General features: G+C 45.8%; 14 protein-coding genes. 2 read left to right on the top strand and 12 right to left on the bottom strand.

What is annotated here, in order from left to right; translation table 11 throughout:
• Positions 1–27 precede the first annotated feature (27 nt).
• A complete protein-coding gene (locus T344_RS0102810; protein ID WP_027627448.1) occupies positions 28–993 on the top strand; it encodes a tRNA-dihydrouridine synthase family protein in 966 nt (321 codons plus the stop codon).
• Positions 994–1065: 72 nt separating this feature from the next.
• Here the strand turns inward: T344_RS0102810 and T344_RS0102805 are convergent, their stop codons facing one another.
• The 4 genes from T344_RS0102805 to T344_RS0102790 all read right to left on the bottom strand — a co-directional run bounded on the left by T344_RS0102805 (position 1066) and on the right by T344_RS0102790 (position 6486).
• Positions 1066–2292: an aminopeptidase gene (locus tag T344_RS0102805; protein ID WP_027627447.1), complete on the bottom strand. Its 1227-nt coding sequence runs from the start codon at positions 2290–2292 to the stop codon at positions 1066–1068.
• A 171-nt stretch (positions 2293–2463) separates the two neighbouring features.
• Complete coding sequence (locus T344_RS0102800; RefSeq protein ID WP_027627446.1) at positions 2464–3429, bottom strand: alpha/beta fold hydrolase; 966 nt, start codon at positions 3427–3429, stop codon at positions 2464–2466.
• A 124-nt stretch (positions 3430–3553) separates the two neighbouring features.
• A complete protein-coding gene (locus T344_RS0102795; protein ID WP_027627445.1) occupies positions 3554–4174 on the bottom strand; it encodes a YczE/YyaS/YitT family protein in 621 nt (206 codons plus the stop codon).
• A 242-nt stretch (positions 4175–4416) separates the two neighbouring features.
• On the bottom strand, positions 4417–6486 hold the full coding sequence (locus T344_RS0102790) for a beta-glucosidase (RefSeq protein WP_027627444.1): 2070 nt from the start codon (positions 6484–6486) through the stop codon (positions 4417–4419).
• 170 nt (positions 6487–6656) lie between these two features.
• On the opposite strand from T344_RS0102790, the gene T344_RS0102785 reads away from it, so the two are divergent.
• Complete coding sequence (locus T344_RS0102785) at positions 6657–7454, top strand: AraC family transcriptional regulator (RefSeq protein ID WP_027627443.1); 798 nt, start codon at positions 6657–6659, stop codon at positions 7452–7454.
• 2 nt (positions 7455–7456) lie between these two features.
• On the opposite strand, the gene T344_RS0102780 is transcribed toward T344_RS0102785, so the two are convergent.
• The 8 genes from T344_RS0102780 to udk all read right to left on the bottom strand — a co-directional run bounded on the left by T344_RS0102780 (position 7457) and on the right by udk (position 16382).
• The gene (locus tag T344_RS0102780; protein ID WP_027627442.1) at positions 7457–8923 is read right to left on the bottom strand and encodes a methyl-accepting chemotaxis protein; all 1467 of its coding nucleotides are present in this window, start codon (positions 8921–8923) and stop codon (positions 7457–7459) included.
• A gap of 97 nt (positions 8924–9020) precedes the next feature.
• Entirely contained in the window at positions 9021–9950 is a 930-nt protein-coding gene (locus T344_RS0102775; RefSeq protein WP_051571541.1) for an NAD-dependent epimerase/dehydratase family protein, read from the bottom strand.
• Positions 9951–10026: 76 nt separating this feature from the next.
• Positions 10027–10368, bottom strand: coding sequence for a hydrogenase maturation nickel metallochaperone HypA/HybF (locus T344_RS0102770; protein WP_027627440.1), 342 nt, complete (start codon positions 10366–10368; stop codon positions 10027–10029).
• A gap of 66 nt (positions 10369–10434) precedes the next feature.
• On the bottom strand, positions 10435–13137 hold the full coding sequence (locus T344_RS0102765) for an FAD-dependent oxidoreductase (RefSeq protein WP_027627439.1): 2703 nt from the start codon (positions 13135–13137) through the stop codon (positions 10435–10437).
• A gap of 1 nt (position 13138) precedes the next feature.
• Positions 13139–13816, bottom strand: coding sequence for a hydrogenase nickel incorporation protein HypB (gene hypB / locus T344_RS0102760; protein WP_027627438.1), 678 nt, complete (start codon positions 13814–13816; stop codon positions 13139–13141).
• 15 nt (positions 13817–13831) lie between these two features.
• Complete coding sequence (locus T344_RS0102755) at positions 13832–14854, bottom strand: DUF5692 family protein (RefSeq protein ID WP_027627437.1); 1023 nt, start codon at positions 14852–14854, stop codon at positions 13832–13834.
• Between the two features lie 164 nt (positions 14855–15018).
• On the bottom strand, positions 15019–15594 hold the full coding sequence (locus tag T344_RS0102750; RefSeq protein ID WP_004628125.1) for a TetR/AcrR family transcriptional regulator C-terminal domain-containing protein: 576 nt from the start codon (positions 15592–15594) through the stop codon (positions 15019–15021).
• Positions 15595–15746: 152 nt separating this feature from the next.
• Positions 15747–16382, bottom strand: coding sequence for a uridine kinase (gene udk / locus T344_RS0102745; RefSeq protein WP_027627436.1), 636 nt, complete (start codon positions 16380–16382; stop codon positions 15747–15749).
• Between the last annotated feature and the right edge of the window lie 103 nt (positions 16383–16485).

The following is a 16485-nucleotide window of genomic DNA, read 5'->3' as shown; positions in this document are numbered from 1 at the left end:
CTAGAATCAGAGGAGTAACAACAACATATGAACCTTTATCTGGCCCCGGTTCAGGGAATGACCATAGCAGGCTACAGAAATTCATTTGCAAGGATATTCGGCGGTATTGACGCGTTTTATTCACCGTTTGTTGCCACTGCCGATCACAAAAAAATCAGCACTTCACTACTAAAGGATATTCTTCCTGAACATAATGCTGCTCAGGTTAAGGTCATCCCCCAGCTTCTGGGCAACAACGGGGACGATTTCCGTATATTTTCCTCGGCCATATATGAAATGGGCTATAAAGAAATAAACTGGAATATCGGCTGTCCCTTTCCCATGGTAACAAATAAAAAAAAGGGTTCGGGCATCCTGCCTTATCCTGATATGATAGAAAACTTCCTTGATATTGTCTGTGCCCACAAGCCCTACACTTTGACAGTTAAAATGAGGCTGGGGTTAGAAAGTTCCGAAGAAGGGCTGCGCGTAATGGAAATTCTCAACCGATATCCTCTGGGAGGTGTCATCATACATGCCCGCACCGGTATCCAGATGTATACCGGCAGCGTTGACCCTGATTCCTTTGAGGCTCTTGCCTCGGCATGCAGACATCAGATAACCTATAACGGCGACATATTCACTTATGATGACTATATACGTGTAAGTAAACGCTTCCCATATATAAAGAACTTTATGCTGGGCAGAGGTGCGCTGAGTGATCCTTTTCTGCCGGCCCTCATAAAGGGAAAAACCGTTCCTCCCGCCCATAAAATGAGCATGATAAAGGAATTTCACGATGAAATTTACACGTATTATCAAAGCATACTCTCGGGAGACAAACATCTGTGTGACAAGATGAAAGAGTTCTGGTCATATATTTCGGTTCACACCGACAGGGACGGCAAGCTTATGAAAAAGATAAAGAAATGTCATACCTCTGCCAATTATCTGCAGGCTGTAAACCAAATCCTCTGCTCCCCGGACGGCTGGAGCGGCACTCCTTTGCGATGATGCCTATAAGCCATGCCCGGATCTGATTTTTCCTTCTGATCGGGCATGGCTGACTGCTGTCAACTTTCTTATTTAAAAGGCAAAGTTGCCCGAGCGGAATACCGGTATCTCTTCACCCGAGGATTTTATTCCGGTAATCTCCAGATCGGCAGTCCCCACCATAAAATCCACGTGCTCAAGAGAATCATTCACTCCCCGCTCCTCCAAATCCTTCTCATTCAGTTCCGGAGCATCTTTGAAGCAGGGATATGCCTTCCCTATGGCCAGGTGGCAGGAGGCGTTTTCATCAAAAAGTGTATTGTAAAATAAGATTTTGGAATTTGATATGGGCGAATCATAGGGAACCAGAGCCACCTCACCCAGATAATGTGAGCCTTCATCGGTTTCAATGAGATGTTTAAGGGCCTCATATCCTTTTTTTGCCGAGAAGTCCACTATCCTCCCATTCTCAAAGCTGAGGGAGAAGTCCTCAATTAGGCTTCCGTTGTAGTTCAATGGCATTGAACTTACAACCACACCGTTGACTCCGGTCTTTACAGGCAGTGTAAAAACCTCTTCGGTGGGCATGTTGGGAATGAAAACCTGACCTTCGGGAGTATTCTCCGAGCCCGCCATCCATGCATGATTTTTGGGAAGCTCAATCTTTAAAGCAGTTCCAAGAGAATTTTTATAAGCAAGGTATTTAAAATCATTGGAATTTAAAAATTTCAGACTTCTGCTGAGCTTCAGCTTGTGTTCCTCCCACGCTGCAACGGGATCTGCCACATCTGCCCGGACCGAAGCCAGTATGGCACCCCAGAGCTTCTCCACCGCCTCTTTTCCCGGTACTCCCGGGAAAACCTTTTTGGCCCATTCAATTGTCGGAACCGATATGACGCACCAGGGGTTCTTACTGCTCATCAACCTGTTGGAATATTCCTTAAGGGCGGTGCTTTTAGCTTTATTTGCCCTGGCAATGCGTTCTGAATCCACATCCTTCATGAGCTCGGGGTCGGAAGCCGAGATGCTTAAAAACGCAGCTCCCTCCCGGGCATAGGACATATATAGCTCTTTATTCCACTCCGGGAATTGTTCAAGTGCCTTCTCAGGAGCATTCACCAACCGGATTTTTGTAAAAAGCTCATCCCTCCAATTGATCACTACATCCCCGGCACCGGCAGCATAGGCTGTCCTGGCAATTAACCTTGTAAAATCGGCACACTCGATGGGTGAATTGATGAACAATACCTGATTCTTTTGAATGTTTATACCGGCTTTTACCACCAGCTGTGCATATTTTTCTATCATTCCATAATCCATTTTTGATTAATCCCTTTCCATATTCTATATTTATCTATTGAAATTTTATCATAAATTATGTATGGCAGAGATAATTTTTTCGAATAACTTCTGAATAAAGAGAAAGTGCCGCAAAACTAAAACAATCATTTTGCGGCACTTTCGTGTACAATTCGTATAAATTTTAAGTATTTATTTCTTCAGCTCCATCAGGAACCGGAAGCTGCGGTCGTTCTGACCGGGCAGCGCCTCATGCCCGTAGTCCGGAAAAATCACCGCTTCCTTTTTTGAAATTATTTTGTTAAATACTGCAAATTGGGTTGACGGAGGACAAATATTGTCCATCAATGTAATAGCCATCAGCACTTCACCCTTTATACGCGGCACAAGGTTCTGAATATCTATATAACCAAGCTTTTCAAAAATTTCGTTTTCTCTGGTATGAAGCGGATCAAAAAAGCGGAAATGTGTCCGCAGCTCTTCATAGGCATCCTTTGCCAGATCCATGTCCCACACCCGTTTGTAGTCACTCAGAAAGGGATACATCACAGCGCTTCTGCTGATGCGTGGTTCCAGGGCTGCACAGGCAAGAGAAAGCCCTCCTCCCTGAGAAACACCATATGTACCGACCCTTGTTTCATCAACCTGCTCCATTTCCATAACAATTTTTGCAAGCTGGGCAGTATCCAGAAAAATATTGCGCATCAGCATATTGTCAGGCTCTCCGTCAATACCCCGGATGAAATGTCCGCGCATGGTATTTCCCCTGACTCCTCCCGTATCCTCCGATCTGCCTCCCTGTCCGCGGCAGTCAAGAGCTGCCACCACAAATCCCGCAGCGGCAAAGGGCAGCTTATCGAACCAGTCGCCCGAATGTCCGGTATATCCATGGAAATTCAGTACCGCAGGGCACTTGCCCTGTACATTTTTGGGAATCAATAATTTTGCATAAACCCTTGCATTCTTAACACCTGTAAAATATAAATGGTAACAGTCTGCATATGGAGATTTAAATTCAGCCGGAACAAGCTCCACATTGCTGTCGGTTCGGTTCATCTCCTCCACTGCCCTGCTCCAGTATTCGTCAAAGTCCCTGGGCCTGGGCGTACTCCCCTGATAGCTTCGGAGCTCCTCCAGCGGCATATCCAGCATTGGCATAAAAAAAGCCTCCTTTGATACTTAAATTTGGATTATTAATATATAATTTAGGCTTTTATAACTTTACCATATTTTAATTCCATATTCAAAGCTTTGTTTCCTATGGTTTTAAACCTTTTACCTTTCACTGCTCCCTGTTTCTTCCGTACCTGAGCGGAATGGCAACCTTCCGGTTGAATACCGCAATGACAGGTCCCATGAAAAAAGCAGTTATAAGTGTCCCTATTCCCACAGTTGCACCAAATAAGTATCCGCATACGGTACAGATGAAATCTGAACCGATTCTGCAGAACTGAAATCTGGCAACCTTCTTTTCAGACAGGATAAGCGCCACCGCATCATAGGTCGAAACTCCAAGGTCGCCTGTAAAGTATAAGGAAGAACCAAAACACATGATCACTATAGCGATAATTAAAAATAACAGCTTGATTCCAAATGACGGCTCGGGCATCCATGAATCAAATAACCAGGATGAAAACTGTACCACATATCCCAGCAAAAAAATATTTATAAAGGTTCCAAGACCGATTTTGCGCCGGTCCACAAAAAATATAACAATTAACATAAGTAAATTCAAAATTGAATAAAAGGTCCCATAACCCAGCGGCATATGCACTGAAATACCATGCGCAAGTACCTGGAACGGATCCATCCCAAAAGCTGAAAAATTGAACATTCCTACACTGAAGCCCGCTGTCAGCACACCGAACACGGTCATTACAACTCTTCTGTATTTCTCACTCATTTACATTTCTCCCCGTTTTAACTCCGAATCATTACTTTATATAAATCCAATTCCAATACATATTATATTTGATCATATCTGCGGGAAATACATATGCAATATCTTTCACCGGTTTGCTGTTTCATGGGCTCACGGCCATAACAATTATAAACAAAAAGGCGGCCGAATACAACCTTCTCTTTTACTATCCCTAATCACCGCGTATTGCCGCAGCAAGCTGATTTGCCATTAGTTCATGGGGTTTAAAGCTTGACAGTCCCCCTTATCAGATCTTTATCACAGGAGCTTGTTCCGATATACAATTCGTATTCCATGTGTTCAAGCTCCATTTGATTTGTTTTTTCATTGAAGTAGCACAGCTTTTCTACAGGGCAGGAAATACTTACATGCCTTTCCTCGCCCGGCTTCAGCGTCACTCTGGCAAACCCTCTGAGAACCTTTGCCGGCCTGTCTACGGAGGAATTCCTGAAACCCGCATACAGCTGGACAACCTCTGTTCCTTCCAGATTGCCGGCATTCTTCAGCCTGCAGGAAGCGGTCACCTTATTGCCTTCGGCCCCAAAAGAGGCATCCGATACGCTGAAAGTGGTATAGGACATTCCAAAGCCGTATGGCAGGAGCGGTTTGACACCCTCTTTCTCAAGCTTTGTATAGCCGTGATAATAGTCATAATATTGGGAGGTGGTATCCCACTCAACCTTTGGCAGGTCACTTTCCTTATATGGAAGAACAAAGGGGAGCTTTCCGCTTGGATTGACATCGCCGAACAAGATTTCAGCCATAGCCCTTCCCCCTTCCATTCCAGGGTAATATGCCATAAGTATTGAGCTGACACAGTCCTTCCACTCTGTTATCATTATCATGTTTCCGCCGAACAATACTGCGGCCGAATTACTGTTTACCGGTCCTACAGCCTTTATCAGGTCTATCTCGTTCGGGTGGAGTCCCAGTGAAAATCTGCGGTCTCCTCCCATTGTGCCCGTATAGCCTTCAGCTTCATCCTCGGAAACAAATTCCCCTTCATCGTTATGGTCGTAACCTACCACAAATACTACCGCATCTGCTTCCCCGGCGAGCGTCTTAGCCCTTTCGAGGTCATCTCCCCTGTCATAGGTAATCTGTGTTTCGGGCGAAACCATTTGCAGACCCTGAACAGGTGAAATTACATATGGGGGACGTACCCAGCTTGAACCGTGGTCTCCTATAGGCTCCAGTTCGCCCAGTACCCCCAGTACCAATAAATTCTTCACCTGCTTTTTATTGAACGGAAGAACATTGTCTTTGTTCTGGAGCAGCGTTATTCCCTTTCTTGCACTTTCCAGAGCAAGTGAAATATGCTCCTTGCATGCCAGCACCGACTGGTCTGCAGCTGTTTCATGCCGGCTGGCAAATGCCAGCAGGGTGCGGATTATACGCAATGCCGCATCGTTTATCCTCTCTTCGGGTACCAAGCCATCCTTTACTGCCTTGACAAGTTTATCCCCAAAGTACATGGTATGTGCCATTTCAATGTCCTGACCGCCATTTGCCGCCTCAACGGTATCCTTTACACCCCAGTAAAAGTCACTCATGACAAAACCGTCAAAACCCCATTCATCCTTCAGTACTTCGTTGAGAAGATAATTGTGATGGCCGCACTGGATACCCTTGTACAGGTTGTAGGAACTCATTACACTGGCAGCTCCGGCGTCAATGCAATCCTTGAAGTGGGCAAGGTAAACCTCCCGCTCGGTTCTCCTGTCACACTCCACACTTACCTTGAAGCGGGAATTTTCCATCTGGTTAAAGGCATAGTGCTTGATACAGGCTATTACATCCTCTTCCTGCACGCCGCGAACCAGCGCCGAACCCATCTGCCCCAGATGGAAGGACTCTTCCCCATAAGTTTCCTGACTTCTGCCCCAACCGGGATTGTAGGGCAGGTTTATACAAACCCCTCCGAAAAGATTGCCTCCGAAAGCCCGGATTTCCTTTCCTATGGCATGCCCTATCCTCTCTTCCAGCTCGGTGTCAAAGCTTGCTCCCCTTAACATGGATACAGGGAAGCAGGTGGTTTTACCATTGCCGCATACCACACCTCTGGGTCCGTCGCAAAACAGCATGGGCGGAAGCCCCACACGCTCAATACCCCCTGCCGGATACGGAAAATAATTATAGTGCAGATTATCCGGGTCTTTTTGTATGTTGGCCAATTCATCCTGCAGGTTTATCTGCCCGCTCATCAGCCAAACCTTTTCTTCCAGAGTCAAGCCTGACAGAATTGTCCGGGCTTTTTCAGTGAATCCTAAACGGTACTCCTTGTTACACTTCATCTGGTATCCTCCTTAAAAAAATCATTGATATAATTAATATAGCTTCAATTTCATAAACTATCTCGCAATATATTAACATGATATGGACATACATTGCTGTGCAATGGTATATTTAAAATACAGCAGACAAAGTAAATGGGCCTTTAAAAGCCATTCAACGGAGGTAATTCATGTACCCCTATTATGAGACGATAAGTACCAGGGAACCTGATGGTTTCACCATAATATTTGAAGAAAACTTTACTTTTCCCGCCCATCTTCATTCCCACATGGAGTTTGTCTACATTCTTGAAGGTGAAGTGACGGTTTCGGTAAACGACATCAGAAAGGACCTGGAAAAAGGCGATATAGCCGTATGCTTTCCCAATGATATTCACAGCTATAACAGCAGTGCCCCGTCAAAATTAATGATTCTTATTTTCTCTCCGGATATTATAAGGGGATATTTGAGCGAACGGACCGGCAAGACTCTGGAGTGCCCCTTTTTTGAAAAAGGTTCCTTCGGTGACGATATTAATATCCTGCTCGACATGATTGTTGCAGAAAATTCAGGCAATAGAAATGAATATGTTGTAAAAGGCCTGCTATATACCATTTTCGGCAAGCTGGACAGGATTTTTGTATTTAAGGACGGCAGGCAGCTGCATGACACAACAATCCAAAAATTATTAAGATACATTGGCAGCCATTTCAACGAAAATATTACACTTGACAGTATTGCAAAAGACCTGGGTTTCAGTAAGTTTCACATATCCCGCCTGTTTAACAGCAAGATTGGAGAACAGTTTAATGATTATGTAAATAAACTTCGTGTCAACATGGCCCAGAGCCTGTTAACCGGAACTGATTCCAGCATTTCCAACATAGCCCTGGAGTGCGGTTTTGAAAGTATCAGAAATTTCAACAGGGTATTTAAGGCATACAGCAGCATGACCCCTAAGGAATTCCGAAGCAGCAGGAAAAGGTAGCTTTACTTTTGTCCGGCAAGTTTTCTCATGTCGGCACTCAATTTCCCAATATTTTTTATTATATTTACCATTTCACCTATTTTCATATTCTGTTCATCCATAGTTCCGGTGATCTCTTCAGTGGTTGCGGAATGCTCCTGCATTATTGCCGCATTATTTTCGAGATGCAAATCTATTTCACTGAATAAACCGGCAATTTCATTTACAGATTCAAATTCAGACTGTATGTAATTCTGCATCCTTCCAAAAGACTCCGCCATATTATCAATACTATGGTTAAGTTTTTCCACTGCAATGCTTCCTTCAATTACAGATGCATTTCCCATACGTGCCGTTTCCACTGCAACACTCGCTTTCTTTTGCAAAGCCGTTACAATTTGACCTATTTCATTGGCGGTTTTATTGCTTTCATCCGAAAGTTTGCGTATTTCATCAGCCACAACGGCAAATCCCTTACCGGCCTCTCCCGCCCTGGCGGCTTCAATTGCAGCATTTAACGCCAGCAGGTTTGTCTGTTCTGCAATTCCTGTAATTGAAGAAAGGAAATTGCGTATGTGCTCCATGCTCTCCCCCAGTTCACTGACTGTTTGCAGCCCCTGCTCCACCGCCGAATTAATTGTTCCCATGCCCTCCTTCATATCGGCAATTTCTCTGCCGTTTTCCTGTGCAATGCCGTCAACTTCCCTGGATATGGCTTCAATGGCTTTGGACTGCTCATACATGTATTTAAGTTTATCACGGGATTCCTTCATCATAATGGAAATTGACGTAACAGCATTGGCTTCCTCCTCGGTGCCTTTGGCCATTTCATGCATACCCTTCGTCACAGCCTCACTGCTCTGTAACGCAAGCTCAGTATAGCCTGTGAAGTTTGAAAGGTTTTCATTCAGGGTAACGGCTGTCTGCTCAACCATGTCAAAAGTCTTCTTCAGCTCTTCATAAAAAGTCATGGCTTTTTCCTCGTTTTTGGAAGCCGATTTCAGATAGTCATTACCCCATTTTGTAAGAAAATACAGGACAATCATACCGATATTTATCATGCCAAGCTGGATAATTGCTTCCTTTGCCGGAATTGTACCTCCCATCAGAGGACTGTTAAAAGCAAAATTACATGTAACAACGATAATATCAAGTATTACAATATATATCATCAGCGTCATCCTGTTAAAATATAGTGCCGCCATACAACAGGTAACCATGTAAACAATAAAAATCCTCAGGGAACCGCCTTCTATAATTGTCAGAATGGTTACCGCCACAGCCGGACACAGTGGAATGATTATTGCTGCCACCCTGGTATGCACTCTGAATAGATGGACGGCAGAAGCAACCACACCTGCACCTGCCGTTGCTGCAAACACAAGCAGCCCTCTGTTTGTTCCGGCTAATGCAAAGGCCTGAGCTGTCAATAGAAGAGTAAATATCCATATTAAATAAATGTTGAATCTGCTAACCCGCCGTATATCCATCCGTGAATCCTCCATAGTTTTGACTTCCCTTTACAATAAATCGGCATTTTTAAGTTCTGTTTTAATACCCTTTATTGATTTTATATTGCAATTAATTTCATGTTAACAGTATGTTTTTCAGCAATGCATCCACGTGCAGCTTCAGTCCTTCCCTGACAGAGGTCCCGGGCATTTTTGCTCCTGCGGCCTTCAATTCTGAAAGGTCATATATTCTGTGACATACCGAAGGCACTGCCTCCGGGTGGGAAGGCAAAAAATCCTCTATGGGGATATCCTCGATTTTAATATCAACCTTTAAAATATCGGCAATAATCTGATAATATTTTCTGCACTCTATTACCTCCGGGCCGCCCACGCAAAAAATCCGGTTGCGGGCTTTTTGATTTCCAAGCAGGTCCAGCATCAGCTCGCACAGGTCGGTCACATATACCGGGTGCAGAAGGAAATGTCCTCCCCCGACCAGGGATATTGGTTCATGGGCTATAAGCCTTTTAATCAGTTGGGGATCACGCTGGTGCAAAGGCAGGCAGCCAAGCTGTGAACCAGGCCCGAATATATGCCCCGGCCTGAGTATGGTCCAGGACATGCCACCTGTATCGGCATTTAAAAGCTCCAGCTCACAGAGACGTTTGTTTCCCGCATAGCCATCCGCAACCCAGTTTTCACATTCCTCTGCCTGGGGGAACTTTCTTGCCGCCGGTTCATATACTATATCGGTAGAAATGACCAGAAGCTGCTTTGTTCTGTCCCTGAACACCTCCACATCCTGCCCGGCAGCTTCGGCATTCATGCATATGCAGTCCAGGACAGCGTCCCAGCCGATACCCGCATCCTCAATCACCTTTTTGAAGGCCCGGCTGTCGGAACGGTCGGCCTGCAGGGAAATTGCCCCGGCCGGCACAGGTTTGCTGCCTCTGGTCAACACCCATACTTCATGCCCGTATTCCAGTGCTTTTTGGACAAGGTGGCCGCTGACAAAACCACTGCCGCCCAGGATAAGTAATTTCAATTTATTTTTTTTAGTCATGCATAGTTTTTTCAGGGTAGTACGGAAATTACCAGACTGAAAACTAATATTCAAATTACAGCAAATCGGATATAGATCAGCAGGCTATGATTTCCTTGATGACGAACTCTTTTCCGCAGAGAATCTCCCAGCAGGTACTACCGCATTTGGGGCATTTGCCGCTGTTTTCAACAAGGTTGAATACCTTGCCGCACTTTGTACAGATGGCATTGCCTGGCAGTACCTCTATTTTCAGTTTTGTATCCTTCAATAGCGTACCGTCGGCGGCAGCGGGGTAGCAAGCTTCAATGTATTTCGGAATCATTGAAGACAGTTCACCGATCTGGATAACCAGCGTATCAATTTTTGTCAATCCATTGCTTTTAGCAAAGTTCTCTACTGTCTTAATAACTTCAAGTATAACTCCCAATTCGTGCACCTGCCATCCCTCCTGTCATATCCAAGCCGGCCTGGATAAGCTCTCCCGGCCGGCCGTATTTGTCCTTTACTTTCCCCTGCCCGTGCTTTGACCTGCAAAAACAGCTTTGAAGGACCGCTTTACCTTTTTAACCGCAATCCTTCCCTGCCGTTTAATGACATGCTTTATGACAATGGGTTTCATTTTATTGAACTCAACACCTGCGCTGTCATATTTCCTCACCAGCGAAACAGCGTCAAATTTGCACCTGGTGGTACAGACGCCGCAGCCTACACACTGATATTCGTCCACAACCACGGCGCCGCAGCCCAGGCAGCGTTCTGTCTCCCTTTTGAGCTGCTCTTCGGTAAAGGTCCGCCGCAAGTCCTCAAAGGTCTCTCTGGCTTCACTGCCGTCTATGTGCAGAGCCCTTTGCCTTGGCAAACGGTCGTAGCCCTCAAGGTTTAACTGCTCCCTGTCCAGTGCATGATATTCCCTCTCCCGGCCTATGGTCAAATTGTCCCCGTTGACATAGCGGTGAATGGAAACGGCACCCTGCTTGCCCAGTGCTATTGCATCTATGGCAAATTTGGGACCGGTCAGGGCATCTCCGCCTGCAAATATGTCGGGCTGGCCTGTCTGGAAAGTCACGGGATGGGCTCTGACTGTTTTATTGTGATTCAATTCCACTGCCGAAGCATTTAACATTTCTCCCCATTCAATGGCCTGACCTATTGAAATCAAAACATTTCCGGCCCGGACTACAGTGGTTTCATTTTCATCAAAAGAGGGATTGAATTTCCCGTCTTTGTCAAAAACTGATGTGCATTTCTTGAATTCCACACCTGAAACCCGCCCGTCTTCTGTAAGAATCCTCTTTGGGCCCCAGGAATTGTTTATGATAATTCCTTCCGACAGGGCCTCCTGGATTTCGTCGTCAAGGGCAGGCATCTCACTGCGGCTTTCAAGGCAGTACATATCCACCCGGGCTGCTCCGGTTCTGGCAGCAGTTCTTGCCACGTCGACAGCCACATTCCCTCCGCCTATAACTATGGTTGGTCCCTCCAGCTTCAGAGCATCGCCAAGATTTACCTTCCGCAAGAATTCAACTCCGGTCATGGCCCCTTCGGCAGTCTCCCCCTCCAGGTTCAGGCCTCTGCCGGCCCCGGCTCCTATGGCGGCATAGAATGCTTTATAGCCCTGACTCCTGAGTTCGGGTATGGTAACATCCCGGCCCACCTCGACACCGGTCCTGAATTCAACTCCTATTTGCTTCAAAATGTCTATCTCGGCATTAACTACTTCCTTTCCCAGCCTGAAGGATGGAATCCCCAGTGTCAGCATTCCCCCCGGTACTATCTCCTTTTCAAATACGGTGACCTGATAACCCTCCACCGCCAGGAAATAGGCACAGGACAGTCCGGCAGGCCCGGCTCCTATCACGGCTATCTTTATCTGCCTGCCGGGTCTCTTTTCGGGAATATACCGGTGCTCTGCCTTCAGATCCTGGTCTGCGATAAATTTTTTGATTTCATCCACGGCCAGAGGCTCATCAACACCCGCTCTTGTACAGGCCGACTCGCAGTTTCTGGGGCAGATGCGCCCGCAGACGGCAGGAAAGGGATTTTCCTTCTTTATAAGCTCCAGGGCCTCCCTGTATCTGCCCTGGGATGCCATTTTGATATAGCCCTGGATGGCTATATGTGCCGGACATTCCGATTTGCAGGGGCTGGTGCCGTCCTCGGTGACCACCTTCCTGTGCCGGTAATCGGGATCCCACCTGTCGGGTCCCCAGGCCGTATCATACGGTGTGTCTTTTTCCCGGGCCCCGGCAGGCTTCTGCTCTTTGCACAGATTTTCACCCAGCTTCAATGCATTTACCGGACAGTTTTCTACGCATTCACCGCAGGCCACACACTTGTCCCTGTCCACCTTCGCAGCATAATTTGACCTTGAAAAATCAGGGTTTCTGTACAGGTTGGCATTTCTCAGCCCAAAACAGGAGCAGCCGCAGCAGTTGCAAATGGCAAGGGCCTTTCCCGGACCTGAGAGATTTGGTATCTGATGGGCCAGGCCTTCTCTTTCAGCCTGCCTGCAGATGGCGATTGCCTCTTCCCTTGTGATTTGCCTGCCCCTTCCTGTGCGGATATAGAAATCGGCGGCTGGTCCCAGCTGGATGCACATGTCTTCAATGGTATGACCGCAGCCCTGTCCCATGACTCTCATGGAGGTGCGGCAGGCACAGTCGGTAACCGAGAATATCTCATGTTTATTGAGCAGCTCGGTAATTTCCTCATAGGAGGCTTTTCTTGTGTCGGCTTCAATGGCACTGTCAATGGGAATAATCCTCATAACTCCCATCCCCACCGGGAGGTTTCCAGCCAGCACCACACCCAGTTTTCTTGTGTATTCCTCAAAGCACTCTGCAATCACAGGATACTTTGCAACATTTTCCTTGTTTGCAACCATGTATTCCATTACACCCGGAACGTAAAGCTCCAGAAAATACTTATCCTCACCGTTTTCTTTTTCAAACTTTACCGAGCCGTCCACAGCCATCCTGTATAATATTTTTTCCACCTCGGCTTCTGGTCTCCGGCAGAGCGCAGCCACTTCCCCGATGCTCCTGGGTTTTCGTATTTCAAGGCATAGTGCCACTTCTGCCATTTCATCGGTGGTGACCGGCTCAAGGATTTTATATTCCGGGTCTGTGGGCCTGACTTTTACCAGCCCGCCTGTAACACCTCCGGCAATCTTGTTGGCCAGCTCCAAAACTTTTGGTTTTACCATGTCAATTCCCCCTGTCTTTCCAATTCTCCACCTGTTCACGCAACCAGGCTGCCCATTCGTCCATACCCTCTCCTGTCTTTGCCGAGACAGGTATGACCCGGATATCCGGGTTCAACTTTTTTACACGTTCCTTCACTGCCTCAAAGTCAAAATTGAAATAGTCTTTTGCATCTATTTTATTGATCAATAAAACATCCACAACAGAAAACATCAAAGGATATTTCAGAGGTTTGTCGTCCCCTTCGGGCACACTCAAAATCATGGCATTTTTTACGGCTCCGGTGTCAAATTCGGCAGGACAGATCAAATTCCCTATATTCTCCAGTATCACAAGGTCCAGCCCCTCTGCTTCAAGCCCGTTAAAGCCCTGTCTGGTCATATCGGCATCCAGATGGCACATCCCGCCGGTGTGCAGCTGTATGACCTTTGTGCCTGCACCGGCCACGGTACCGGCATCCACATCGGAGTCAATATCGGCCTCCAGCACTCCTATTTTCATTTCCTCCCTCAGGGCTTCTATAGTTCTGAGAATTGTCGTTGTCTTGCCTGAACCGGGAGACGACATTAAATTCAGCAAAAAGGTCTTTCTCTTTTTCAATTCCTCCCGGAACATATCGGCCTGACGGTTGTTGTCTTCAAAAATACTTTTCTTTATCTCGATAACCTTATATTGTTCCATTGCATCACCACCTCATTAAACCTGCTCTGCCGGCAGTTTCACGGCCTGGGGCAGGTTTGCCTCCGCAAGTGCCTTTATTTCCTTGTACTGCTTCAAATCGGTATAGAGCTCTCCAAGATACGGATTTCTTCTTGTCCTGACCACTTTGTAAATCATGTAGGCAAATACTGCTATATTTGAAGCCAATGCGGCTATGCTGAAGGCGTACAACGGCACTTCACTATAAGAGGACGCTACGGCAAAGGCACCTTTATCAATAAATGCTGGGAAAGTCTGTGCAAACATGCACCAGATGGCAAGCGTCTGGGCACGGTGCTGGAGCCATGCTCCCTTTCCGACGGTAAAGGAGCAAAGTGTGGCTGCCAGAAGGAGAGCGAAACCACAATACCAGGAGTGGCCCGGCAGGCAGTTGTATGTATAGTCAAAATTCCACAGGTCATAGGCTATTATCCAGAACCACAGCATGTCGGGCCACAGCATATCCCTGCTGCCGTCCTTTGCAGTCTTCTTCCTGATGCATATCCCCAACCAGCCGGTTATGGTTATGATATTCAGGATTCCGGCAATACCGTTCATGAAATTCCAGGGCCCGCCCAGAACATACATGGCTTCGTCAGCCAGTGTTCCGCCCCCGCGGTATTGAATTCCCACCTGGAAATCCCGCAGTACCGCCTCAAGAATATTTATGGCAAGAATCAGGGGCGGAAAGCACAAGGCCCATTTCTTGTCGGATAATCTCCATTCCCTGCCGGTATGCTTGTTTTTGAAGCTGACATGTCTGATGCACCAGAAGCCTATACAACCGGCTGTGGAAGAGTAAACCTTGGCCAGGTGGAACCAGTCTGTATAGGTTGTATCACTTAATACTGTAAACCAAAGTATTGACAGGATCAGAGGTAAAATAACAAAACTTGCAAATCCAACATATTTCCATCTCCGTGCTGCTTCATTGAAGCCAAAAAGTACCGCAAAGACGATTATCCAGACACCCCATACGCCTAATGCCGTTGCACCGTCCGCATAGTTGAACACAAACATACTACAACCCCCAATTTTATTAATTTTTAGTATAATTTCAAATTCATTGTATAATTTCATCCAAATACTGTTCAATAGACAAAAAAAAGAAAGTGTCTATTTCACACTTTCTTTTTACATACGCTTCTAGATCAATCGTTAGATCAATACTTTTCTATCAGGCTTTATCCCATTTTCCCCTCTTCCGCAAAGGCGGCAACCGAACGGGGGATGCTCCCCGTTATCATGACAAGCAGCTTCCTGAGTATGAGTTCGGGCTCTTCTTCCATTCCTTCATTTACCCATTCCATCATCAGCCCGTTGAACACATGCCTGTAAAAATTCACGATAAACCTTCTGTCATTGTCCTTTAATTCTACTTTGAGTTTGACGATGCACTCCTCCACTACGTCATCCAGCAGTCTGTTGGAGATGTTTATAAAAAAGGTATTTGCCTCTGACCTGTAGGAAGAATAATACACATGCAGTATCATCTTTGAATTTCTTTTCAGATAATTCATTGTAGCCAGAAATCCGCCGCTCCACGTATCAAAAGTCCTGTTCTGGGCAATTTCCTTTGTGATTTCTCCATAGAACACAAATTTAAAGATATCAAAAATATCGTTGAAATGATTGTAAAAGGTTTGCCTGTTTAAGTCACAATGTTCGCAAATTCCCTTTACCGTGATCTTATCTATGGATCTGGTTTTAATAATTTGTTTAAATGCTTCAGCTATTGCAGCTTTGGCGGTCTGCTTCATAGATTTCTCCTCATCTGAAAAAATATAAGTTTTTCAGTTTCATTCAAACATCCATTCAGCCGGAATATTCCGTCGTTTTTAAACATTTAGGTGTTGTTCCCAACAATAGTATAATATATAAACCAGTAGAACACAAATATGGAAATGAAATATTATTCAGCTTGTTTTTCCCAGTTGCAGATAATGTTATTGATCCTGTCCACCAGCATTGAAAAAGCCACATTGTTCATACCGCCCTCAGGAATAATAACGTCGGCATTCTTTTTGCTGGGCTCAATAAAGGCCTCGTGCATGGGTTTTACCGTATTCAGATACTGGTTGATTACCGAATCCAGATTTCTGCCCCTTTCGTGAATATCCCGCATGAGCCTTCTGGCCAGCCTGATATCGGCATCGGTATCCACAAATACCTTGATGTCCATAATATCGGCCAATTCAGGATTCTCAAAAATCAAAATCCCCTCCAGTATAATGACACGTTTGGGCTCCTCCCTTACGGTCTCATCCAGCCTTCTGTATTCCACAAAAGAATAGGTGGGTCTTTCCACAGGTTCAAATCTCTTAAGCTGTTTTAACTGTTCTATCAGGAGCTTTGAGTCGAAAGCGCCGGGATGGTCGAAATTAAGCAGTTTTCTTTCCTCATAGGAAAGGTGGTCAAAGGAATTATAATAAAAATCCTGGCACAGCAGAACTACATCATCGCCAAAGGTAGCCTTCAGCCTTTTTGCAAGAGTGGTCTTGCCGGAGCCGGTACCGCCGGCTATTCCAATAAGTACAGCATGTTTCATGTCGCTTCTCCAAATTATTTGTAATGTGCTTTCTTCAAAGAATTATACCACTGTTTTTTTCCGGCCTCAAGGAAGTATGCTTTACGTCGGTCATATATATTTT

This window comes from Ruminiclostridium cellobioparum DSM 1351 = ATCC 15832, from assembly GCF_000621505.1.
GTDB classification, from domain to species: Bacteria; Bacillota; Clostridia; order Acetivibrionales; family DSM-1351; genus Ruminiclostridium; species Ruminiclostridium cellobioparum.
The sequence above is the reverse complement of the archived record's forward strand: the minus strand, read 5'-3'. Positions and strand labels throughout refer to the sequence as shown.

Excerpts from the sequence above, each read along its gene's own strand:
- T344_RS0102810 (WP_027627448.1), top strand. The coding sequence starts at position 28 with ATGAACCTTTATCTGGCCCCGGTTCAGGGAATGACCATAGCAGGCTAC.
- T344_RS0102805 (WP_027627447.1), bottom strand. The coding sequence starts at position 2,292 with ATGGATTATGGAATGATAGAAAAATATGCACAGCTGGTGGTAAAAGCC.
- T344_RS0102800 (WP_027627446.1), bottom strand. The coding sequence starts at position 3,429 with ATGCCAATGCTGGATATGCCGCTGGAGGAGCTCCGAAGCTATCAGGGG.
- T344_RS0102795 (WP_027627445.1), bottom strand. The coding sequence starts at position 4,174 with ATGAGTGAGAAATACAGAAGAGTTGTAATGACCGTGTTCGGTGTGCTG.
- T344_RS0102790 (WP_027627444.1), bottom strand. The coding sequence starts at position 6,486 with ATGAAGTGTAACAAGGAGTACCGTTTAGGATTCACTGAAAAAGCCCGG.
- T344_RS0102785 (WP_027627443.1), top strand. The coding sequence starts at position 6,657 with ATGTACCCCTATTATGAGACGATAAGTACCAGGGAACCTGATGGTTTC.
- T344_RS0102780 (WP_027627442.1), bottom strand. The coding sequence starts at position 8,923 with ATGGATATACGGCGGGTTAGCAGATTCAACATTTATTTAATATGGATA.
- T344_RS0102775 (WP_051571541.1), bottom strand. The coding sequence starts at position 9,950 with ATGACTAAAAAAAATAAATTGAAATTACTTATCCTGGGCGGCAGTGGT.
- T344_RS0102765 (WP_027627439.1), bottom strand. The coding sequence starts at position 13,137 with ATGGTAAAACCAAAAGTTTTGGAGCTGGCCAACAAGATTGCCGGAGGT.
- hypB (WP_027627438.1), bottom strand. The coding sequence starts at position 13,816 with ATGGAACAATATAAGGTTATCGAGATAAAGAAAAGTATTTTTGAAGAC.
- T344_RS0102755 (WP_027627437.1), bottom strand. The coding sequence starts at position 14,854 with ATGTTTGTGTTCAACTATGCGGACGGTGCAACGGCATTAGGCGTATGG.
- T344_RS0102750 (WP_004628125.1), bottom strand. The coding sequence starts at position 15,594 with ATGAAGCAGACCGCCAAAGCTGCAATAGCTGAAGCATTTAAACAAATT.
- udk (WP_027627436.1), bottom strand. The coding sequence starts at position 16,382 with ATGAAACATGCTGTACTTATTGGAATAGCCGGCGGTACCGGCTCCGGC.